The sequence below is a fragment of the Pseudomonas sp. AGC41 genome (assembly GCF_057334555.1).
Map to the genome: position 1 here is coordinate 42,999 of NZ_JBHFJB010000156.1, position 23,047 is coordinate 66,045.

The window sequence follows — 23,047 nt, forward strand, 5'->3', positions numbered from 1 at the left end:
CGATGACGGAGGCACATCCGACATCAAATCGCGAGCAGCCCCGCTCCCACAGAGGCACCAAAACCACTGGCTACATCCCCTTGCGCCGCTCCGCTCGCGCCACCCGCTGCACTTCCTGACGCACCTCTTCCAGCACCTCCTGCACATACAGGATATGTCGGCTGGAAACCTCCCGCGCCAACTCGGCGTGACCATCCATGATGGCTTGATACAACTCGCGATGCTGACTGATCAGCATGTCGCGGGTCTCGCTGCGCTGCTTGTACATGCCGCCGATATTGGTCACCACGTTGCGCTTGAGCAGGTCGAACAATCCGCGAATGGTATGTAGCAACACCGCGTTATGACTGGCCTCGGCGATCGCCAGGTGAAAACGCGCATCCGCCGCGCCCTCCTCCGCCCGACTCACCTCTTCGTGACGCGAGTAACAATTTTGCAACTCATCGAACGCCGCTGTCAGCCGCTCGCGATCGACCTCGGTAGCCCGCAATGCTGCGTAATAAGCGCAGGACGCCTCCAAGGTATGCCGGAACTCCAATAGGTCACGCTGTGCTTCGGGATTGCTTTCCAGGAGCTGCAGCAGCGGATCACTGAACGTCGAGCCCAGCGACTCCACCACATAGTTGCCGCCGCCCTGACGACTGATCAGCAAACCCTTGGCCGTCAGCTTCTGGATCGCCTCACGCAACGAAGGGCGTGAAACACCGAACTGCTCGGCCAGGGTCCGTTCGGCCGGCAATCGCTCGCCGGACTTCAACGTGCCCTCGAGGATCATGCCTTCAAGCCGCTCGACAATATCGTCAGACAAACGGCGCTGACGAATCTGATCAAACCCCATAACTCGACTCTCCACGGTCCCGACGGCTCGCCGGGCTCTCTATTCTGGCCCATCCGGGCCTCGTCCACATCCAGCAAAAAATATTAATACCAGCAGATCAGATGTCATCTGCACCGCTTATTCGACGAAAGTTTCAAAGCGGCAAATTGACACACGACAACCAAGGCTTTTACCCTAGCGGACAGCGCTTGTAAATTGGTATTACCAATTATCCAAACCCGCTGACCAGTGCCTGACCAACAACAATTAGGGGCTCACCCAATATGCAAACCTGGCAACAGCTTTATAGCCCGCTCGGCAGCCTAGGCTTGTCCGCACTCGCGGCCGTCATTCCCATCGTGTTTTTCTTCCTCGCCCTGGCGGTGTTTCGCCTCAAGGGGCACGTGGCGGGCAGCATCACCCTGGCCTTGGCGATTGCCGTCGCGATCTTCGCTTTCCAGATGCCGGCCGACATGGCGTTTGCCGCCGCCGGTTATGGCTTTGCCTATGGTCTCTGGCCGATTGCCTGGATCATCGTCGCCGCCGTATTCCTCTACAAACTGACGGTCAAGAGCGGTCAGTTCGAAATCATCCGCAGCTCGGTGCTGTCGATTACCGATGACCAGCGCCTGCAAGTGTTGCTGATCGGCTTCTGCTTCGGCGCATTCCTGGAAGGTGCCGCCGGTTTCGGCGCTCCCGTCGCGATTACCGCCGCGCTGCTGGTCGGCCTGGGTTTCAACCCGCTCTACGCCGCCGGCCTGTGCCTGATCGCCAACACCGCTCCGGTAGCCTTCGGCGCACTGGGCATTCCGATTATCGTTGCGGGCCAGGTCACCGGGATCGACGCGTTCAAGATCGGCGCCATGACCGGTCGCCAGCTGCCGTTGCTGTCACTGTTCGTGCCGTTCTGGCTGGTGTTCATGATGGATGGCCTGCGCGGTGTGCGGGAAACCTGGCCGGCCGCCCTGGTGGCGGGCTTGAGTTTCGCCATCACCCAGTACTTCACTTCGAACTTCATCGGCCCGGAATTGCCGGACATCACGTCGGCCTTGGCCAGCCTGGTATCCCTGACGCTGTTCCTGAAAATCTGGCAGCCCAAGCGTACCGCCGGCGCGCAGATTGCCGGCGCAACCTCCAGCGCAGCGATCACCGCCAGCGTCGGCGGTTTCGGCCAGCCGCGCAGCACCGTGGCTTCGCCCTACAGCCTGGGGGAAATTATCAAGGCCTGGTCACCGTTCCTGATCCTGACCGTGCTGGTGACCATCTGGACCCTGAAGCCCTTCAAGGCGATGTTTGCCACCGGTGGTTCGATGTATGGCTGGGTATTCAACTTTGCGATTCCGCACCTGGATCAGCTGGTCATCAAGGTCGTCCCCATCGTGATCAACCCCACGGCGATTCCGGCGGTGTTCAAGCTCGATCCGATTTCGGCCACCGGCACGGCGATTTTTTTCTCGGCACTCATCTCGATGATCGTCTTGAAGATCAACTTCAGAACTGGTCTTACCACTTTAAAGGAGACCTTCTACGAACTGCGCTGGCCTATCCTGTCCATCGGCATGGTGCTGGCATTCGCCTTCGTCACCAACTTCTCGGGCATGTCATCAACCATGGCCCTGGTATTGGCCGGAACTGGCGCAGCGTTCCCGTTCTTCTCGCCATTCCTCGGTTGGCTGGGCGTGTTCCTGACCGGCTCCGATACTTCCTCCAATGCGCTGTTCGGCTCGCTGCAAGCGACGACCGCGCACCAGATCGGTGTCAACGACACATTGCTCGTGGCAGCCAATACCAGCGGCGGCGTCACCGGCAAAATGATCTCACCGCAATCGATCGCCGTGGCCTGCGCGGCAACCGGGCTGGTGGGCAAGGAATCGGATCTGTTCCGTTTCACCCTGAAACACAGCCTATTCTTTGCAACGATCGTCGGCTTGATCACGTTGGCCCAGGCCTACTGGTTCACCGGCATGCTGGTTCACTGAGTACTACAGGAAACATTAAAAAACCCGACGCTGAAACGTAAATCAGCGTCCGCTATTCACCACCGGGTCTGCAAGGCTGCTGAAAGATTTCCTCTCTATATTCAGCAGCCTCAGCAGACGGATAACCGGGACCACCCGGAGACACGCCTGATGAGCGAGCTTTTTTACAACGCCGTGCCGAACGCGACCCGAGTCGCCCCGCCATTGCCTGAGCCGCGCCAGTATCCCAGCGAGAAACCCCGCCGGGTCTATCTGTTCGGGACCTGCGTGGTGGATCTGTTCTACCCCGAAGCCGGGATGGACGCGATTCACCTGCTTGAGCGCGAAGGCATCCAGGTCGACTACCCGCAAGGGCAGACGTGTTGCGGGCAACCAGCCTACACCTCGGGGTACACCGAGCAGGCGCGGACGGTGGCGCGAGCGCAGCTGGCCCTGTTTGCCGGGGATTATCCGGTGGTCGTGCCGTCGGGCTCGTGTGCCGGCATGCTGCGTGAACATTACGCCGACCTGTTCAAGGACGAGCCGCAAATGCTCAAGCAGGTCCAGGCCCTGGCGGCCAGGACCTATGAGCTGGCCGAGTTCCTGCTGTTCGTGTGCAAGGTGCAGTTGAATGACAGTGGCACGCCGGTGAAGGTCGCGCTGCATACGTCCTGCTCGGCACGACGGGAAATGAATACGCACCTGCACGGCCGCGCGTTGTTGGCACAGCTGCGCAATGTGGAGCGGGTCGACCACAGCCACGAAAGTGAATGCTGCGGTTTTGGTGGGACGTTCAGCGTTCGCATGCCGGATATTTCCGGTGCGATGGTGGCCGACAAGACCCGCGCGCTGAAGGAATCCGGCGCGCATCAGGTGGTTAGCGCCGACTGCGGTTGCCTGATGAACATCAACGGCGCGCTGGAAAAACAGCGCGAAGCACTACGCGGCCAGCATCTGGCGAGCTTCCTCTGGCAGCGCACCGGAGGTGCCGCATGAGTACGCCGACGCTGATTCCGACCGTTGCAGTGCAGGAAGATTTTCGCGCCAGGGCCCACAAGGCGTTGGACGACACGCAACTGCGAAACAACTTTCGCAGCGCGATGGATTCACTGATGACTAAACGGGCAACGTCCTTCAGCGATGCCCACGAAAGAGAACACCTGCGGGTGCTGGGCAATGCTGTCCGCGCCCGCGCGTTATCCAAGCTGCCCGACCTGCTCGAGCAACTTGAAGCCAACCTGACCCGCAACGGTGTGAACGTGCACTGGGCGGAAACGGTGGACGAAGCCAATGGCATCGTCCTCTCGATCATCCGCGCTCACGAGGCGCGGCAAGTGATCAAGGGCAAATCGATGGTCAGCGAAGAGATGGAGATGAACCATTTCCTCGAGGCTCGGGACATTGAATGTCTCGAATCCGATATGGGGGAATACATCGTCCAGCTCGACCACGAGAAGCCTTCACACATAATCATGCCGGCGATCCACAAGAATGCCGGTCAGGTCGCGTCCTTGTTCCACGACAAACTTGGCGTGGAGTACACCAAGGACGTCGACCAACTCATTCAGATCGGTCGCAAGGTCTTGCGGCAGAAATTCTTCGAAGCCGACGTCGGCGTTTCCGGTGTCAACTTCGCCGTCGCCGAAACCGGCACCTTGCTGTTGGTGGAAAACGAAGGCAACGGACGGATGTCGACCACCGTGCCGCCGGTGCACATTGCCGTGACCGGCATTGAAAAAGTCGTGGAGAACCTGCGGGACGTCGTGCCGCTGCTCTCGCTGCTGACCCGCTCGGCGCTGGGCCAGCCGATCACCACCTACGTCAACATGATCTCCGGCCCGCGCAAGGCAAACGAACTGGACGGGCCGCAGGAAGTTCACCTGGTCCTGCTCGACAACGGTCGCAGCCAGGCGTTTGCCGACAGTGAGCTGCGCCAGACCCTGAACTGCATTCGCTGCGGCGCCTGTATGAATCATTGCCCGGTCTACACCCGAATCGGCGGTCATGCCTACGGCGAGGTTTACCCGGGACCTATCGGAAAAATCATCACGCCGCACATGGTCGGCCTGGCCAAGGTGCCAGATCACCCGAGCGCGTCTTCGCTGTGCGGTGCCTGCGGCGAAGTGTGCCCGGTGAAGATTCCAATCCCGGCCCTGCTGCGGCGGCTACGGGAAGAAAACGTCAAGGCGCCGGATAGCCCCAACCCGGTCATGCGCGGCCAGGGCAGCAAGTATTCGGCCAAGGAGCGCTTCATCTGGAATGCCTGGGCCCGGCTCAACAGCTCGCCGCGGCTGTATCGGCTGTTCGCCTTTCTAGCCACGCGCCTGCGCGGCCTGACACCACAGAACGTCGGCCCCTGGACCCAGAACCACAGCGCCCCGAAACCCGCCGCCCGCTCGTTGCATGACCTGGCCCGCGACCACCTGACCCCGCAGGGAGACCGCCGATGAGCGCCAAGGAAAATATCCTCGCCAAGCTGCGTAAAAGCCTGACCGGCACCACGCCCGTTGCCGACAACTACGACGTCGAACTGGTGACACAGACCTACCGCTACGCGCCCGAGGAGCGCATCCCACAACTGCGCAAGCTGATGGAAGCGGTGCACACCGAAATTCACCTGACGTCCGGCGAAGCCTGGCCGACGCTGCTGGCGCAATTGCTGCGCGACCGGCAACTGCCGAGTTTGCTTATCGCTCCGACAACGCCCCATGGGCGAAAAATCCTACAGCTCTGGGCGGACAACCCTGACTTTCCTGTCCTCAAGGCCTACGACCGCCCCATCGAGGAATGGAAAACCGAGCTGTTCAACGATACGCCTGCCAGCCTGACCGGCACCCTCGGCGCGATAGCCGCGACCGGCAGCCTGATTCTCTGGCCGACACGGGAAGAACCGCGCCTGATGAGTCTCGTTCCGCCGGTGCACTTCGCCTTGCTCAAGGCCAGCGAAATCCGTGACAACTTCTATGAAGTGCAACAGGAATTCGAATGGGCCCAAGGCATGCCGACCAACGCTCTGTTGGTGTCGGGCCCGTCAAAAACCGCCGACATCGAGCAGGTCCTGGCCTACGGCGCCCACGGTCCAAAGGATCTGGTGGTGCTGATCCTGGAGGACCAATGACCCTTCCGGCCCCTTTCCTGCGCGACGTACACCAGCTGATCCCGCAAAAACGACGCTTCGACGACCCGTTGTCGACCCTGGCCTTCGGCACCGATGCGAGCTTTTATCGGCTGATTCCAAAACTGGTGGTACGCGTCGAAAGCGAAGACGAAGTCATCGCCCTGCTGCAACTGGCCCAGCGCGACCGGGTTCCGGTGACCTTCCGTGCGGCGGGCACCAGCCTGTCCGGCCAGGCCATCAGCGATTCGGTGCTGATTGTGCTCGGGGACAACTGGAACGGCCGGGAAATTCGCGAGCACGGCACGCAGATCCGTTTGCAGCCCGGCGTGATCGGCGCCCAGGCCAACGCCTGGCTGGCCCCCTTCGGGCGCAAGATCGGCCCGGACCCGGCGTCGATCAATGCCTGCAAGATTGGCGGCATCGTCGCCAACAACGCCAGCGGCATGTGCTGCGGCACGGCGCAGAACACCTATCACACCCTGGCCGGCATTCGCCTGGTGCTCGCCGATGGCACGCGCCTGGACACCGAAGACGCCGCCAGCGTGGCGGCCTTCAGGGCGAGCCACGGCGAACTGCTGGAGCGACTGGCAACCCTTGGCCGTGAGACCCGCGCCAACCCGGAGCTCGCCGACCGAATTCGGCACAAATATCGTCTGAAAAATACCACCGGCCTGTCGCTCAATGCCCTGGTGGATTTCGACGAGCCTCTGGATATCCTCAGCCACCTGCTGGTGGGCTCTGAAGGCACCCTGGGATTCATCAGCGCGGTGACCTACGACACCGTCATCGACCACCCGAACAAAGCCTCGGCACTGATCGTGTTTCCCGATGTGGAGACCTGCTGCAAAGCCGTGACCGTACTGAAAAGCCAGCCGGTCTCCGCCGTTGAGCTGCTGGACCGCCGCAGCCTGCGCTCGGTGCAGGACAAGCCGGGCATGCCGGATTTCGTACAGCACCTATCGAACAATGCCTGCGCCTTGCTGATCGAATCCCGCGCCGCTTCGTCATCATTACTACAGGAACAACTGGCGCGGATCATGGCTTCACTGGCGGCGTTCCCGGTGGAAAGGCAAGTCGACTTTACCGAGGACCCGCGAGAAAACGCCCGCCTGTGGGCCATCCGCAAAGACACCTTCCCCGCCGTAGGCGCGGTACGCAAGACCGGAACCACGGTCATCATCGAAGACGTGACCTTCCCGGTCGAGCAACTGGCCGCCGGCGTGAATCGCCTGATCGCCCTGTTCGACAAACATCACTACGACGAAGCGATCCTTTTTGGACACGCACTGGAAGGCAATCTGCACTTTGTCTTCACCCAAGGCTTCAACAGCACTGAAGAAGTCGCACGCTACCAGGCGTTCATGGATGACGTAGCGCAACTGGTGGCGGTGGAATTCGGCGGCTCGCTGAAAGCCGAACACGGCACCGGCCGCAACATGGCTCCGTTTGTCGAGCTGGAATGGGGCAGCGATGCCTATCAATTGATGTGGCAGCTCAAGCGCTTGCTCGACCCCAACGGCATTCTCAACCCGGACGTGGTGCTCAGCGAGGACCCGCAGATCCACCTCAAGCACCTCAAGCCATTGCCGGCGGCCGATGAAATAGTCGACAAGTGCATCGAGTGCGGCTTCTGCGAGCCGGTGTGTCCCTCCAAGGACCTGACCTTGAGCCCGCGTCAGCGCATCGTGATCTGGCGGGATATCCAGGCGAAAAAGCGCGCCGGCATGGATACCTCCGAGCTGGAAACGGCCTACCAATACCAGGGCATCGATACCTGTGCCGCCACGGGCCTTTGTGCCCAACGCTGCCCTGTCGGAATCAACACCGGCGAACTGGTGAAAAAACTCCGCAGCCGTACCGCGACGCGTACGAAAACCGCCGATTGGCTTGCGGGCAATTTCGCCACTGCGCTGCAAGGCGCGCGCTTTACCCTACACGTCGCCAACGGTGCGCGAATGATGTTAGGGGCGCCGCGCCTGGCTCGTTTATCTGCCGGGCTGACGCGGCTGTCCAAAGGGCAAGTCCCGCAGTGGACCAACGCCATGCCGCAACCGGAAAGGGCGATTCGGTTCAGCCCCAGCGTATCGGACGAGCGCCCGAGGGTGGTTTATCTGGCGGCCTGCGTCTCCCGGGTCATGGGCCCTGCGGCGGGGGACAAGGAGCAAATGTCGCTGCACGACAAGACCCGCGGCCTACTGGAAAAAGCCGGTTACCAAGTCGTTTTCCCGGACAATGTAGACAGCCTCTGCTGCGGCCAACCCTTTGCATCCAAAGGCTACGCCGAACAGGCCGAGCACAAGCGCCAGGAACTGATCGGCGCGCTGCTGCACGCCAGCCGCGGCGGGCTCGACCCGATCTACTGCGACACCAGCCCATGCACCCTGCGCCTGGTTCAAGACTTGGGTCACGTACGTCTGGACCTTTACGACCCGGTGCGTTTCATTCGCACGCACCTGATGGATCGCCTCGACTTCATTCCCCAAGAGGCCCCCATTGCGGTGCACGTCACCTGCAGCACGCAGCACCTTGGCGAGAGCCAGGCGTTGATCGATCTGGCGCGCAGGTGCAGCAAAAACGTGGTCATTCCGGAAGGCATCCATTGCTGCGGGTTTGCCGGGGACAAAGGCTTCACCACGCCGGAACTGAACGCCCACTCGTTGCGCACGCTGAAGGGCGCGGTAGAGCATTGCAGCGAAGGGATCTCCACCAGCCGGACCTGTGAGATCGGTCTTACGCAACACGGCGCAATTGACTATCACGGACTGGTTTACCTGGTCGACCGAGTGACACGGGCCAGGGCGATGTGAAAAAAATAGAACCCTGACGAACAACGGCAGTCCATTGATCAGGTCCCGCAAACGCAGGACTTCCTCAACAGGTAGCCGTCCTGATGGCCAGCCAATGCTGCCCTTGGGTCAAGGAGAGACATATGAAACGCTCTGTGCTGTTAGGTCTGTTTGTCACTGCTTCGATGCTGGCATCACCCTCGTTTGCTGCCGGCGATTCGGACAGTCTCTGCGCCACCAATATCAAAACCATTGAGAATGCCAAGACCCAGTACCAAGGCTCGGATTCGCAAAGCCAGATCGAGGCGAGCCTTCAGCAGGCGAAGGCCCATCAAGCCTTGAAAACCAAGGAAGGCACCGAGAAATGCATCTCCGAAACCACCCAGACCATCCAAGAGATGCAGAAGACCAACAAAGACGGTAAAAACTCCTGAATGCAGTGGGCCAACCTTCGGGTTGGCCCCTGATGCGTTTTGGCGTACACTACGCAGGCCTGTCGCTCTACAGATTCACAGAGCGCCAGGTTCGGGGCCGTTTAGGATTCGACGCCGGTTGCGAAACTTTAGGTGCATGCCGAGTTGGTAACAGAACTCGTAAATCCACTGTTGCAACTTCCTATAGTTGCCAATGACGAAACCTACGGGGAATACGCTCTCGCTGCGTAAGCAGCCTTAGCCCTTCCCTTCTGGTACCTTCGGGTCCAGCAATCACCAGGGGATGTCCGTAAACCCAAAGTGATTGTCATATAGAACGGAATCGCCGTGCAGTACGTTGTGGACGAAGCGGCTAAAACTTACACAACTCGCCCAAAGCACCCTGCCCGTCGGGTCGCTGAGGGTTAACTCAATAGACACGGCTACGCATGTAGTACCGACAGCGGAGTACTGGCGGACGGGGGTTCAAATCCCCCCGGCTCCACCAAATGATCAAACAAAGACGTCCACGGACGTCTTTTTTTGTGCCTGTAAGTCCTTAAAATCAATGACTTACAGCGCTTTTGAGGGCCATAGAGGTTTTTTGAGTTCCAGACGGTTTGGTATCCCAGGTGGTATCCCGGGCTACCGGGTGCTATTTTTAGGATACCAAAACGGTGCCGGAGGTAGCTCTCATGCCTACTCAAGCAACCCGCCTCTCCGACCGCCAGCTCAAAGCGGTCAAGCCAACCGGGAAGGATTTCGTCCTCAGCGACGGTGACGGCCTTCAGCTTCGCGTCAGAGCCAGCGGCTCAATGATGTGGAATTTCAACTACCGCGAACCATTGACCCGAAGCCGTATAAACATGGCCCTCGGTCCATACCCCGACCTCTCGCTAGCCAACGCTCGAAAAAAAGCCGTTGAGGCGCGCGAGCAGCTCGCCCTGGGCATTGATCCCAAAGTCCAACGTGATGAGGTCAGGCAAGCCAAGCTTGCTGAGACTGAACACACCTTCGAAAAGGTGGCCACCGCCTGGTTCGAGCTGAAGAAAGACTCGGTCACCCCGGCCTACGCCGAGGACATTTGGCGCTCACTCTCCTTGCACGTCTTCCCGAGCATGAAAACAACGCCGCTCTCGGATATCACCGCCCCAATGGTCATTAAAATCCTCCGCCCAATCGAGGCTAAAGGCAGCCTCGAAACGGTGAAGCGATTGAGCCAACGACTGAACGAAATCATGACCTATGGGGTGAACTCAGGCCTGATACACGCGAATCCACTGAACGGAATTCGTGCGGTGTTCAAGAAACCGAAAAAAGAAAACATGGCTGCGCTTCCACCAGAAGAGCTCCCCGAGCTCATGCTGGAGATCGCCAACGCCAGCATCAAACGCAGAACCCGCTGCCTGATCGAGTGGCAATTGCACACGATGACTCGCCCCGCCGAGGCAGCGACTACTCGCTGGGAAGACATCGACTTTGAAAAGCGTGTCTGGACCATCCCACCAGAGCGGATGAAAAAGCGCCGCCCGCACAGCATCCCGTTGAGCGATCAAGCCATGTCATTGCTGGAGATACTGAAGTCCCACAGTGGTCATCGGGAATACGTCTTCCCCGCAGACCGAAACCCTCGTACTCATGCCAATAGCCAGACCGCCAACATGGCGTTGAAACGCATGGGCTTCCAGGACCGCTTGGTCAGCCACGGCATGCGCTCGATGGCCAGCACCATTTTGAATGAACATGGGTGGGACCCGGAGCTCATCGAAGTGGCGTTGGCGCACGTCGACAAGGATGAGGTGCGCAGTGCCTACAACCGAGCCGACTACATCGAGCGACGCCGGCCGATGATGGCGTGGTGGAGCGAGTACATTCTGAAGGCGTCGACGGGCAATCTCTCGGCCAGCGCAATGAATGTGCCCAGGGATCGGAACGTAGTACCTATCCGATAGGACGGCGACAACGGCGACACTGGCGACAGACCGCGTGCCATCTACCTCCTTGTCGTCTGAGCTGATGGCGACAGTCGCCAACTCGCCTCGATTTTGGCTTCTCCGGCTAAGCCCGTGAGGATGGGGAGGCTTCGCATTCCCATCCTCACGGCCTAACACTAGAAAAGCGACAAACGGCCACTTAGCCACTGACAGCCACCAATTTCCAAAGCACGCCAGAGGATGAATCTGGCGCATTTCCATGTGCCCTTCACCAATTGACCCGTGCCGCGGTGACCGATAGAACGAAGGTGCAAAGCGCTGCCTTAGGCAGCACCCCAGATGACCAGAGCCTTCAAGGTCATGCCGCTAACCCGGTGGCTCATCCCAAAGTGCGATTCGCGCCCGGTGGCTTGCACGGTCATTCGCCAGAATGATGGACGCCCTCTAAACAATCCGCCTAGTGCGGCTGCCCGCTAACCCTTTAGCCCTGCAGCAACGAACCTGCTCGGCCAACGTTCTGCGCCAACCGTTCGCCCGTCTCTTTTTCCAGAAAAGAGACGGGCGCTCCTGACACTGCTGCAGCCCTGCTCGCATATGGCTCAGCGGCACTTCCCTTCGTGACAATTGGCGTGACAAACGCCGATGTCACCAATAACAGCGCTGTAGATGATGGTGCCGCAGACCAAGGAATGGACTGCACCTGACTGACAGTCAGGCATGCCCCGGTCATCGCAGTGCTGCTTTACCCAGCTCAGGATCTCGCGGCACTGGTCTCGTCAGCCAGTGCAGCCTCCACCCGCCCACCGCTATCGGTGCTCAGGAGGCCAGATCATGAGATGCCCTTGCTCCTGGTCGTAAGGAGCCGCCAGTCCCGCGTCAGTGGACACCCTCACAGGTCGCAGGGGCCTTGATCCCTGATAACACTCAGCATTCTTGGCGGGATGACGTGAGGGAGAGATCGGTAATTTATGGAGGACGGCTATGCAACTGCGCGAAGTACAAAGGCCACCACGCCCCTTGTTGGAACAGCAGATTACGCCCCTACCCTACCCGGTCGCGGCGCTGGGCGATCTTTTGGGGCCGGCCGTAGAGCGCATGGCCGATGTGATCGGCGTGCCCTGCGCCATGGCCGCGCAATCTGTTCTAGCCACGGCAGCTTTGGCCAGCCAGGCCCACGCAAATGTTCACCTCGACGGCCGAATTTATCCGTTGTCGCTGTACTTGCTGACGGTGGCTTGCTCGGGCGATCGCAAAAGCGCGGTGGACCATGTTGCGCTGCAGGCCGTACGGGACTGGGAAAGACAGCAGTGGATCGCCTATGGCGAACAGCTCAAGGCGCACCGAGCTGCAATGAGACTCACCGCGAAGTCACCGACATCGAAAAAGTCAGCACAGCTAGCGCTGGACGCGCAACCTGAACCTGTCCAACCAAGACTGCTTACTGCTGAGCCGACCATTGAGGGCCTGGTCAAAAGCCTGTGCCACGGCTTGCCCAGCATGGGGCTGTTCAGCGATGAGGGCGGGCAGTTTTTGGGCGGCAGCACCATGAACAAGGACAACATGATCAAGGCGATCACTCACTTGTCGACGCTGTGGGACGGTAGCCCGATTGATCGCTCGCGCGCGATGAATGGAGAAAGTCTGCGTGCCTATGATCGCCGCCTCAGCATGCACTTGATGCTTCAACCCCGCCTGGCAGACCGCTTGCTGCAGGACGCTGATATCAAAGACCAGGGCATCCTGGGACGCTGTCTGATCAGTTGGCCTGAGCGTCTGGTTGGACAACGACTGTACAAAGCCATCGACCTGACCCGAGATCCAAAGGTGCACCTGTACCAGCAGCGCATTGCCACGCTGATGCAGAAGCCTTGGTCACGGCATACAGATGGTGGCCTCACCCATGCGGTCATAGAGTTGAGCCCACGCGCCCGTGAAGCATGGATTGCCATTCACGACACCATTGAATGCGAGTCAGGGGAGTTCGGCGAGTTGGTCAACGTCCAAGCTGCAGCGAGCAAAGCGGCCGCGAACGTACTACGCATGGCTGGTGTGATGGCGGTGGTTGAGGAATCGACTGTATTGGAAGACATCCACATTCAGCGCGCCTCCACGCTGATGGATTACTACCTGGCCGAGAACCAACGCCTGACTGAACAGGAACCACTGAATAAGCTTCGCGCAGAGGCTGATTGCCTGCTGCGCTGGTTGATAAAGAAGAACTGGCCACCGTTTCGCCTGCGCGACCTTACGCGCAACGGCCCCCGCTTTGCCCGTAAAAGCACGCGGCACACCTTCGAGTTATTGCTGCAACTGGTTGCCCATAACTGGCTGGACAATGACGGGGACATATTCGAGGTGCGCCATGTTCCGACTCAATGACGCCGTGCGCCGCTATCGAGCGCAACATCGCTCGCCGACCGAGTTACGGTGTGTCGCTGCCACTGCCACCACTTTGTCGCCACGTGCCAATCCAGATGCGGCGGGGGTTGTCGCCAGTGTCGCCGCTGTCGCCGCTCCAACATCTGAGTCAACCGACCTCGCTCGGCTTATCGAGCAGTTGCAAGAAGAAGGGGCTTTGCTGCAACGCCGCGAAAATACCCTCCTCATCCGCCCAGCACACTGGGGACAGTTGGACACCATCGGCCCCCACTGGAGAGCCCTGTTGCTGCACCTACAAACCAACGTTCAAGGTGAAGACAATGGCGCTGGTCGGTCGGCGTGACGGTCGCAACTTTGGCTATGGTCGCCAACTGAGCTATGCCGGTCGACGGGCACTGGAAGATCTGTTTGCAGGCGGCCATTTCGCCACCGTTAAAGCACACAGCGATCGCTGGCAAGCCTTCGTACGCTGGTGCCGCTCAGAGGATGGCCCTGGCTACAACGACGCTCGGCAGATCGATCGACAGACGCTAAGTGACTATGCCGCTTACCTGCGCCAGCAGATCCAGCAAGGCGAACTGTGCATCGCCACCGCGCAAAACCGCCTGAGCAGCGTCAACCGCACCCTCGCCGCGCTGCGCGGTGATCAGGACGTGAGAGTCATCAGCCCAAGCCAGGCGCTAGGGCTGCGCCGCTCATCCGTACGCAGCATTGCTCCTGACTGCCAAAGCTACCAAGCGCTGCACGAAGTTTTGGAGGCCTTGTTAGATAATAAACAAGAGCGGGTTGCCGCTATTGTAATGCTTGCGAGGACAACTGGCATGCGACTGCGCGAAGCGATTCTTGCAGATCTACCACGTCTGCAGGGCGAAGCCGAAACGTTGGGTCGAATCAATATCCAGAACGGCACCAAAGGCGGGAGAAGTGGAATATCAGCGCCACGTTGGATTTCAGTGAACACAGCAATTGAAGAGGCTCTACTTTTTTCCCTCAGTGTGTCGCCGACCAAAAGTCGCAACATGCTCAGCCCTTTTGAAAGCTACGCAACATTTTTAAACGACACCGTACTTCAGAAAAATACTTAAGCGTCACGGACTTAAAGGATTTCATGAGTTAAGGGCTGCGCATGCTTGCGAGCGGTATAAGCAACTAACCAACCATTCCGCACCGGTAAACGGCGGTAACATCAACCTTACTAATCGAGCACTTGATCAGAGAGCGCGAAAAATAATTAGCTCAGAGCTCGGACACAATCGACCAGAAGTTACCTCCGCTTATATTGGAGGAAGGAAATGAAAAACACTTTCGACATGAGACTATTTTTGAGCGGAGTACTAACCGGATCAAAGTCAACACAAAGACGCCATTTACATCAAGCTATAATTATACAAACCGCAATCCAACAGCGGTGGCAGTTAAGCAATCCTTGGAGCTGGAAAAGCAAACATCTTAATTGGTTTATGAGAAACCACTTGAAACACCACTCAGACTCAACTCGCTACTACTACAAACTTACAATAAATTTAATTTTTATACGAACAGACCAAAAACGACCAAAGCAAGATCGCAATGCACGCTCACACCAATAAGCATACACAATCAAACCATACACCAAAAACACAAATACGCAAGACCACAAACCTCCTCACACTTAGCTTAATAAGGCTGGACGGCATTGAAATTAAACTCTCAACTTTCCGTACCAGCCTTGGCAACATCTCTAATCACAAATTGGCTATTTTAAGCTTCAATCCTCGCATTAAATTCAAACGCCACACATAAACTTAGGCAACTGCATTTTATTAAGGCAATTGAGGCAAGCCCAAAGCGCTCAGAAACTCGTTATGTTTCTCTGAGGCTTGTCTAATTTTGTCCTGGATTGTAGTCAACTGATCATGAACCAAACTAAGATCTATGGCCTCTTCAGCCTCTACCGTGTTTACATAACGCGAAATATTGAGATTGAAATCATTTTTCTCGATTTCATCCATACTCACCCGGCGAGAGTATCGCGCCTCTTCCTTGCGGAACTGGTAGGTATTGATGACCTTCTCAATATGTTCAGGATTTAGCTGGCTCTGGCCTTTGACTTTTTCAAAGTGCTCAGCGGCATTGATAAACAGCACATCATCTGGCTTCTTGCATTTTTTCAACACAAGAATACAAACCGGGATACCGGTTGAAAAGAACAGATTTGACGGAAGACCAATCACAGTGTCGACATGACCGTCTTTAAGCAATTTAGTACGAATGCGTGCCTCTACCCCTCCACGGAACAGTACCCCGTGAGGTAGGATGATTGCCATCACACCGTCTTGCTTCAGAAAGTGAAATCCGTGCAGCAGGAAAGCAAAATCAGCAGCGGATTTAGGGGCGAGCCCATAATTTTTAAAGCGCGGATCATCTCCGAGCGCCTCAGTGGGCTCCCAACGGAAGCTAAACGGAGGGTTGGCCACCACCGCATCGAATTTTGGCAGCTTGGCCGGATTGGATTCACGCAGCAGGTCCCACTCATTGAGCAAAGTGTCGCCGTGAAAAATCTCGAACTCCGAGTCCTTGACCCCGTGCAGTAGCATGTTCATGCGGGCCAGGTTGTAGGTAGTTATGTTCTTTTCCTGACCATGAATTTTGGAAATGCCGTGCGGGCCCATACGGTGGCGAACGTTCAACAGTAATGAGCCTGAGCCGCACGCAAAGTCGAGCACATTGTCCAAATGTGATCGCTGTCCGGTTGCAGGCTCCTGGCTGTCCAAAGTAACAATGGCGGACAAGATGCTTGAAATTGGCTGCGGAGTATAAAACTCACCTGCCTTTTTACCAGAGCCTGCAGCAAACTGGCCTATAAGGTATTCATAAGCGTCACCCAGAGTGTCGCTATCAGTTGAGAACTGCCCCAGGCCTTTAGCGATCTCTGCGATTATCTTGCAAAGCCGTGCATTTCGCTCAACATATGACTTACCAAGCTTATCGGAAGCAAGATTAATTTCCGAGAACAGACCCCGAAAGGTACTAGCAAAGGATTCATTCTCGATATAACCAAATCCACTCTGCAGTGTATTCAGCAACAATAAATCTTGAGTACGCGCCATCTCGACAATATTACCCCAAAGGTATTGGGGTTCAATAACATAATGCACTTTGCGGCGCATTTGCTTCTCAAAATCCTTTACATCACCCTCATTAGCTCTGTACCAAAGCTGTAGCGGTGTAGATACTGAACCATCAACTTGTTGAGGATAGTCCTGGCCCAGCTCTTTTTTGGCCGCTGCTTCGTAGTTATCTGACAGATAGCGCAGAAACAAGAAGGCAAGCATATAGTCGCGAAAGTCATCGGCATTCATGGCGCCGCGTAATTGATCGGCGATTGCCCAGAGAGTTTTACCAAGCTTTAGTCGTTCAAGATCAGTCATTTTCTGCCTACTACCTCAGCGGGCTGAGGGAACAAATCGGGATTAAAAGGGTAGCGTTGAACAAAGCTATTTAGAATCTTGTTAAAATAGCTCTTATTCTCTTCCAGCATGGGCTGAGGCTCGAACAAAGAATAGTTTCCATGACTAAGAATATTTATGAGTCGAGCGTGCAGGACACCATCTGGGTCTTCAGCATTGTCGGTCGGGATACAGGCTGAGAAATTAGTAAACCCATGGAAACTAGCCGACTTTTCCAGCACAGAGCGCAGCATATTAAAGTGATAAGTATAAAGCTCACCAGAGCAACACGCTTTATATAGCTCCGTCAACACTGCAACATGATGGAAGAACGGGGTCGCACCGGTGTATGCCAGCGCATAAGAGCCATCCCCCTTTGAACGTGACAAAAAGTGCGCAGATACATTTTTTGACTTTCTCGCATCCAGCTCATTATGCATCACATTAAAAAACAAAGGATGATGTGATGAAATAACAACCTTCAAGGAGTTATCGGCCTTATTAAGCAGATGAGCCAAATGATTACCGACGGTTATTGCATTATGTTCATCAAGAGATGAGATAGGATCATCAATATAGACATACTTCACCCAGCGATAAGCTTCGATATCCGGATCAGTTGCTAACTGCATAATAGCAAGGAAGAAACACCAAACGAAGATATTCTCTTCACCCCGCGAAATTTTTATGCCATTAATTACTTGTCCATCCACAGTCCGCCGAAATCGAACCTCCCATTCTTCCGTGTCAATACGAAAGTCAAAGTCAGCATAACGCTGCAGCATCGGGCGGATGCGGTTATCCATCTCCATCTCTGCTAAGCCATCGAAGAATCGCGATTTTGCATTCAACTTCAGCTTCCGATCATTGTCACCATGGATATCGTTATCCCATTGAAACAAATCTTCGGTGAACGCATTGAAGTACAATGTATCGCGCGCCTCACCATCACCGTTTCCTTGCTTACCTACATCCTTGAATGCCATTGACAACCGTGTTTTCCCGGTGCCGTTGTAAGCATATAATACCAAAGTATTTTTGCTTGCCAACTCACTACGCAAGTGGTTAGCCAGTGCCTGCAGGTCAGCAAACTTTTGACCCGCTTTCATACAAGAACCTCAGCTTGAACAGGAAGAATCTGTTGAACCAATCCACTCTTGTGTGATTTAAGCGCTTCAATTTTTTGTGTTTGCGCTTTAATTTTCATGTCGATAGATGCCAAACAGTCGGCAATCTTCTTCTGCTCAGCCAGTGTAGGCACCCACAGGCGCATTTCCATGAAAAATGGAAGCCCTATAGTCTTGATTGTGCTTCCTGTCGCAACTCTCTCAAAAAGAGGCTTCATATATTGTAGCGAGTAATACAAAAACCAATTGTACAGACGGTCGGGCTTACACTCCCACACGATAAAATGCTGACTGACGGCCATATCCACCCCCATGACAGCACTCTTTCCAACCCCCGCATCTCGACTCAACAGAACCGACCCTGCCATATGTCGTACAGCAGAGGAATTTTTGATTCCAGAGGCCGATATTTCAATTTCTGTTTCCTCAATCAAACCCACATCTAAACGCTTGGAGTCGGCTAAGGATACCCACTTAATTCCACCATCGTAGTATTCCGGATGTGCCTTGCTAGGAGTATGCCCAGATCCTCGCTTAGCTAAGTCTTCAAGGCGTTCTTTACTCCAGACCTCTGCCTCTGTAAATTCAGGAAAACGCACACGAGGTTCTGCCTCGCCTTCGCCAGGCAGCAGCATCTGCATCAAGCCCCGCTTGTACTTCCTTAGGCTAGTGAGTTTCTTCGCTTCCAAAGATATTAACTCTTCGATCGATGACAAACAGCTAGCAATCTTTTCTTGCTCTATGCGATCGGTCGGCAAGGGCAAGGCCCCTGACAAAAAAGTCGAGTTTGTAATTTGAATCGTATTCTTTGCCCCTTTTTGACAAAGTGGCGAAAGAAATGCCTTGGATCGGGCCGGAGACTCAAAGTATGTCTCGATCATCAAACCAATAGAGGGACTCTCCGGAGTAAAAACTCCATACAGAGGCGAGAGCGCGACTTCCCCTTCAAACTTACACTGCTTTACAATTCCAAATGGAAACGCCTTCAGTGGACTCTTCGTGTAGACAATATCGAAGCATCGAGCCAAGTTATAATTACTCGTATCGACTGCGGAATAACTACGCCCCAAGTGTTCAATTTGGTTGACAACACCACTTTCCATTGAAACTGAAAATACTTCTCGACCCTGAGTATTTTTATGCTTATGCTCCGTTAGCACTTTTGAAATCGGCGTAACCGACCATGGGGCAAAGCAGCCAGGAAAACGCAGTCGCGGAACTATCTCTAATACTGAACTATTTTCGTTACTCACTGCGCTGCTCCCCCTATTGCTCATAAGCGCTTAAACCCGAAATTTCTCTACCTAGCGCCAATTTGTGCAGAAGTGGCGTCAGCTCTTCCATCAACATCAACTCCTTCTGAGTACGGGCTTTCCATCCCAGACCCAATGGGGACATCAGCTCGCTAAGTTCTTCTCCGTCAAAAATGCTGCGCCGCAGAACTCTATTCACAAAAGCCTGCACCGCATCAGCATCCAAGCCGTGACGTTCTGCGAGGTCAGTTAAAGCTTGGTCATTCTTTTCATTTTTAAAGCGCTCAAAGCCTGCGCGAATAGCGTCTTCATCTAGCGCCTGGCCTACCGGAAGAGAACGGATGTACTCCGCTATTGCTTCACGATCATCGATAAACTTAGCATCAGCTTGAATCAAACCTATGAGCTGCTCACGATTCATCGTCAGCTTGCCGGGCTTCTGTTGCGTCATCCTAGCAATCAAGCCCATGATGTAGTCGTAGTCGATCACTGCGGAGGCAAAGAGTACAAACTCGAAATCGAGTTGTTGAACTTCGGAAGGTGTGTCTTCACGGTCTTGCAGCTCTTTCAAGCGCTTGGCCGTTTCAAGATACATACTTTTGAAGCCTAGCAATTTATCCGGTGGTACGATCTGGCTAATCTGCGTTTTCTGCGCCTCGGAAAGATCAGTGTACTGATCCAACTGCGTTTTGAGTCGCTGAACTTCCTTGAACAGATTGACAAACTGGCTACGGGCAGCATCCCCTTTTAGGTTTGCGACTTGCTCAGGCGCATTGGTCAAGCCTTGCGACTCCATGAAGACTGCCATCTTTTGGGTAGCATCTTGCAGAGTGTCAATGACCTTAGGCGCAGGATCCACGAGCCAGATTTCACGAGGATTATCGCTCTTCTCACCCGAAAACAACGTTATAGCGTCCTCTACCGGTTTTTGTTGCTGCCGGAAGTCAAGCACGTTCCCATATGGCTTACTATCATTAAGAACTCGATTGGTGCGAGAAAACGCTTGAATGAGCCCGTGGTATTTGAGGTTCTTATCGACATAAAGGGTATTCAGATACTTAGAGTCAAAACCCGTCAGCAGCATATCTACCACGATGGTTATATCGATTTTCTGGCCATGAGACAGATCAGCATTTGAGTACTGCTGATCTTTGATACGCTTCTGGATATCCTGATAATAAGAATCGAACTCACTGATACGATGATCAGTATTGAAGCGATCATTATAGTCGGCCATGATACGTGTAAGCGCTGCTTTCTTGCCCTCCGGGTCCTGTTTGTTATCTTCCTTTTCCTGGGGCAAATCTTCCTGAATCTGCTGCACATCCTTGTTGCCTTCAGCAGGCGGCGAGAATACGCAAGCAATATTTAACGGAATGAAGCTATCATCTTCATCGAGCCTCTTATCCTGCTGGCACTTGAAAGCCTCAAAGTAATCGATGGCATCGTTGATACTGGCAGTTGCTAGTACTGCATTAAACTTACGTCCGTTAGTGGCCGCGTCATGCTTACTTAAGATAGTCTCCACAATTTTAGACTTAGGCAGACCTTCTCCGGGCTTTGGTGGTTTCTTACCTTCCGGTTTAAAAAAGTCGATATGAAACTTAAGAACATTTTGATCTTCAATAGCATGTGTAATCGTGTACTCATGCAAGCAACGCTGGAACAAGTCGTCCGTTGTACGATAGCTCGCTTGCTGCCCCTCGATTTGTACCGAAGTAGCGTTATCCTTGAAAATCGGTGTACCAGTGAAACCGAACAGTTGCGCGTTCGGGAAGAATTCCTTGATAGCCTTATGGTTTTCACCGAATTGCGAACGGTGGCACTCATCGAAAATGAAGACTACCCGCTGATCTCGTAACGGCTCCAAACGCTGCTTAAAAGTTTCCTTGCCTTGCTTCTCTTTTTGCTTGTTCCGCTTGCTATTTTCGTCCAGTGCCAAACCAAGCTTTTGAATTGTGGTTACTATAACTTTATCGGCGTAGTCCTCCGAGAGTAAACGCTGCACAAGCGTCTCAGTATTAGTATTCTCTTCTACGCATCCAGCCTGGAAGCGGTTAAACTCCTCACGGGTTTGGCGATCCAAGTCTTTTCGGTCAACGACAAACAAACACTTGTCGACTTCTGGATTATCCTTAAGCAAGGTAGAGGCCTTGAATGAGGTGAGGGTTTTACCCGACCCTGTGGTGTGCCAAATGTAGCCATTCCCGCAATTCTGGTGGATACATTCCACGATAGCTTTAACGGCATATATTTGATAAGGCCGCATCATCAGAAGTTTCTGTTCACTGGCTACCAGTACCATGTATCTGCTGATCATCTGACCCAGAGTACACTTTGCCAAGAAGCTGTCAGCAAAGCTGTCGAGCTGCGTAATTTTCTTATTATCTTCACTTGCAAATTGGTAAACCGGCAAAAACCTTTCATCAGCGTTAAAGCTGAAGTGGCGAACATTGTTATTAGCAAAGTACCAGGTGCCGGTACGATTGCTCACAACGAACAACTGCAAAAAGCACAACAGAGTCTTGCCGTAGCCGTTCCCAGGATCAGCTTTGTAATCAACAATCTGCTGCATCGCACGCCTTGGACTGACAGCGAGCGCCTTCAATTCAATTTGAACCACCGGAACACCGTTGATTAGCAACATCACATCATATCGATGCTGGCTATTATCGGTATTTACACGGAGCTGATTAACTACTTCAAACTCATTTTTACACCAATCCCGAACGTTTACCAGAGTATAATTCAGCGGCGTACCATCATCACGTTCGAAACTGTTTATATTCCGAAGCGTCTGCGCAGCGCTGTAAACATCAGCCGAGATAATACCGTCAAGTAAGCGCTGAAACTCGCCGTTTGTCAGACGCACTCGGTTGAGCGACTCAAACTTTTCGCGAAAATTTGCTTCCAAGGAATTACGATCACGAATATCAGGCCGATATACGTACTTCAAATCTCCGAGCTTTTTAATCAGATCTAGCTCGATCTGTTGTTCGGTGGTGGTCATGAATTAATTCCTGACGTCAATATCCATAAAATTATTAAGAACGCCCTGCTCGTTCACGGAATAGGCGACCACATGGCTTCCATGTGCATTAATTTTCAAGTTGCTTTGTCTCCAGTCGATGAGACCGGGCGTACTCCAAGACGAGAATTTCGATCATCGATGCGATTGACCTGCGCTCACGCTCAGCGGCCATGCGCAGCAATTGCTTGATTTCGGCAGAGGTACGGATGGAAAGAGTTTCGTCTTTCAGGCGTGACATGACGTCATCTCGGTGGTGATGTCATGCAAATGTACTGCGTTTCGCAGTGCCTGGCTAGAATTCAGTTCAGCTATCGGAGCTTGTAGGACACTCGAGCCAGCCGCTCTTCGGCCTCACCCTCCGCTGAAATGGCTGGGAAGAAACGCCAGCAAGTCTTAACTAGTGACTAGATCCAAGGAGCTCAACTGATCACCACACTCCTGCTGCTCGTAAGGTCTTTACCTCGCAGGAGCAAGAGCGCTGAGTGCTTGGGGAGCACGCAGAGAGCGTATCGGCCGGCCAGAAAACCTGATCGGTCCGTAAGATGGACGATGTCGCGAGGTGGTGACTTGCTTATTTCCAATACCTCACAAAATTTTTTCACATAACGCTTGTTCAGCACGCGCAGCGTTTTGGGTGGTATTCCGTTTGGTATCCCAGCAAATAGAGAAAGCCGGTAATCGACAGTAAAATCAATCAATTAACGCTCCAGTTCAAACTACCCCGGCCCACCACTTCAACATCTAAAGACGTCCATGGACGTCTTTTTTTGTGCCTAAAATCCAGCAAATAGAGAGGCTTCTGC

General features: G+C 54.6%; 15 protein-coding genes, 1 other RNA gene and 1 pseudogene. 11 read left to right on the forward strand and 6 right to left on the reverse strand.

What is annotated here, in order from left to right; all coding sequences use genetic code 11:
- Positions 1-70: 70 nt before the first annotated feature.
- Positions 71-838: a GntR family transcriptional regulator gene (locus tag ACE04F_RS26755; protein ID WP_486110585.1), complete on the reverse strand. Its 768-nt coding sequence runs from the start codon at positions 836-838 to the stop codon at positions 71-73.
- A 263-nt stretch (positions 839-1,101) separates the two neighbouring features.
- Between ACE04F_RS26755 and ACE04F_RS26760 the strand changes: the two genes are divergently transcribed.
- The 11 genes and pseudogenes from ACE04F_RS26760 (at position 1,102) to ACE04F_RS26810 (ending at position 14,994) form a co-directional block, all read left to right on the forward strand.
- Positions 1,102-2,796, forward strand: coding sequence for a lactate permease LctP family transporter (locus tag ACE04F_RS26760; protein ID WP_486110586.1), 1,695 nt, complete (start codon positions 1,102-1,104; stop codon positions 2,794-2,796).
- 150 nt (positions 2,797-2,946) lie between these two features.
- Positions 2,947-3,771: a (Fe-S)-binding protein gene (locus ACE04F_RS26765; protein WP_486110587.1), complete on the forward strand. Its 825-nt coding sequence runs from the start codon at positions 2,947-2,949 to the stop codon at positions 3,769-3,771.
- Entirely contained in the window at positions 3,768-5,225 is a 1,458-nt protein-coding gene (locus ACE04F_RS26770) for a LutB/LldF family L-lactate oxidation iron-sulfur protein (protein WP_434569866.1), read from the forward strand. Before ACE04F_RS26765 ends, ACE04F_RS26770 begins: the two co-directional genes overlap by 4 nt.
- Positions 5,222-5,893: a LutC/YkgG family protein gene (locus tag ACE04F_RS26775; protein WP_486110588.1), complete on the forward strand. Its 672-nt coding sequence runs from the start codon at positions 5,222-5,224 to the stop codon at positions 5,891-5,893. The genes ACE04F_RS26770 and ACE04F_RS26775 overlap by 4 nt, the downstream gene beginning before the upstream one ends.
- A complete protein-coding gene (locus ACE04F_RS26780) occupies positions 5,890-8,700 on the forward strand; it encodes an FAD-binding and (Fe-S)-binding domain-containing protein (protein ID WP_486110589.1) in 2,811 nt (936 codons plus the stop codon). The genes ACE04F_RS26775 and ACE04F_RS26780 overlap by 4 nt, the downstream gene beginning before the upstream one ends.
- Positions 8,701-8,822: 122 nt before the next feature.
- Positions 8,823-9,113 carry a hypothetical protein gene (locus ACE04F_RS26785; protein WP_434569869.1) on the forward strand — a complete coding sequence of 97 codons (291 nt, stop codon included), beginning with the start codon at positions 8,823-8,825 and terminating at the stop codon, positions 9,111-9,113.
- A gap of 93 nt (positions 9,114-9,206) precedes the next feature.
- Positions 9,207-9,600, forward strand: a transfer-messenger RNA (tmRNA) gene (gene ssrA / locus ACE04F_RS26790).
- Positions 9,601-9,787: 187 nt separating this feature from the next.
- Positions 9,788-11,044, forward strand: a complete 1,257-nt coding sequence (locus ACE04F_RS26795) for an integrase domain-containing protein (RefSeq protein WP_486110590.1) — start codon at positions 9,788-9,790, stop codon at positions 11,042-11,044.
- Positions 11,045-12,007: 963 nt separating this feature from the next.
- On the forward strand, positions 12,008-13,405 hold the full coding sequence (locus ACE04F_RS26800; protein WP_349975263.1) for a YfjI family protein: 1,398 nt from the start codon (positions 12,008-12,010) through the stop codon (positions 13,403-13,405).
- Between the two features lie 320 nt (positions 13,406-13,725).
- Positions 13,726-14,701, forward strand: a pseudogene (locus ACE04F_RS26805) (integrase domain-containing protein).
- On the forward strand, positions 14,698-14,994 hold the full coding sequence (locus ACE04F_RS26810; RefSeq protein ID WP_486110591.1) for a hypothetical protein: 297 nt from the start codon (positions 14,698-14,700) through the stop codon (positions 14,992-14,994). Before ACE04F_RS26805 ends, ACE04F_RS26810 begins: the two are co-directional and overlap by 4 nt.
- 213 nt (positions 14,995-15,207) lie before the next feature.
- Here ACE04F_RS26810 and ACE04F_RS26815 read toward each other — a convergent pair whose 3' ends face one another.
- The 5 genes from ACE04F_RS26815 to ACE04F_RS26835 all read right to left on the reverse strand — a co-directional run bounded on the left by ACE04F_RS26815 (position 15,208) and on the right by ACE04F_RS26835 (position 22,482).
- Complete coding sequence (locus ACE04F_RS26815) at positions 15,208-16,815, reverse strand: type I restriction-modification system subunit M (RefSeq protein WP_434706763.1); 1,608 nt, start codon at positions 16,813-16,815, stop codon at positions 15,208-15,210.
- Positions 16,812-17,942: an AAA family ATPase gene (locus ACE04F_RS26820; RefSeq protein ID WP_486110592.1), complete on the reverse strand. Its 1,131-nt coding sequence runs from the start codon at positions 17,940-17,942 to the stop codon at positions 16,812-16,814. Before ACE04F_RS26820 ends, ACE04F_RS26815 begins: the two co-directional genes overlap by 4 nt.
- Positions 17,939-19,213, reverse strand: a complete 1,275-nt coding sequence (locus ACE04F_RS26825; RefSeq protein ID WP_486110593.1) for a restriction endonuclease subunit S — start codon at positions 19,211-19,213, stop codon at positions 17,939-17,941. The genes ACE04F_RS26820 and ACE04F_RS26825 overlap by 4 nt, the downstream gene beginning before the upstream one ends.
- Before the next feature lie 13 nt (positions 19,214-19,226).
- On the reverse strand, positions 19,227-22,223 hold the full coding sequence (locus ACE04F_RS26830; RefSeq protein WP_486110594.1) for a type I restriction endonuclease subunit R: 2,997 nt from the start codon (positions 22,221-22,223) through the stop codon (positions 19,227-19,229).
- A gap of 88 nt (positions 22,224-22,311) precedes the next feature.
- Positions 22,312-22,482 (reverse strand): hypothetical protein, encoded by a 171-nt coding sequence (locus ACE04F_RS26835; protein WP_349975256.1) that lies wholly within the window; start codon positions 22,480-22,482, stop codon positions 22,312-22,314.
- Positions 22,483-23,047: the final 565 nt, after the last annotated feature.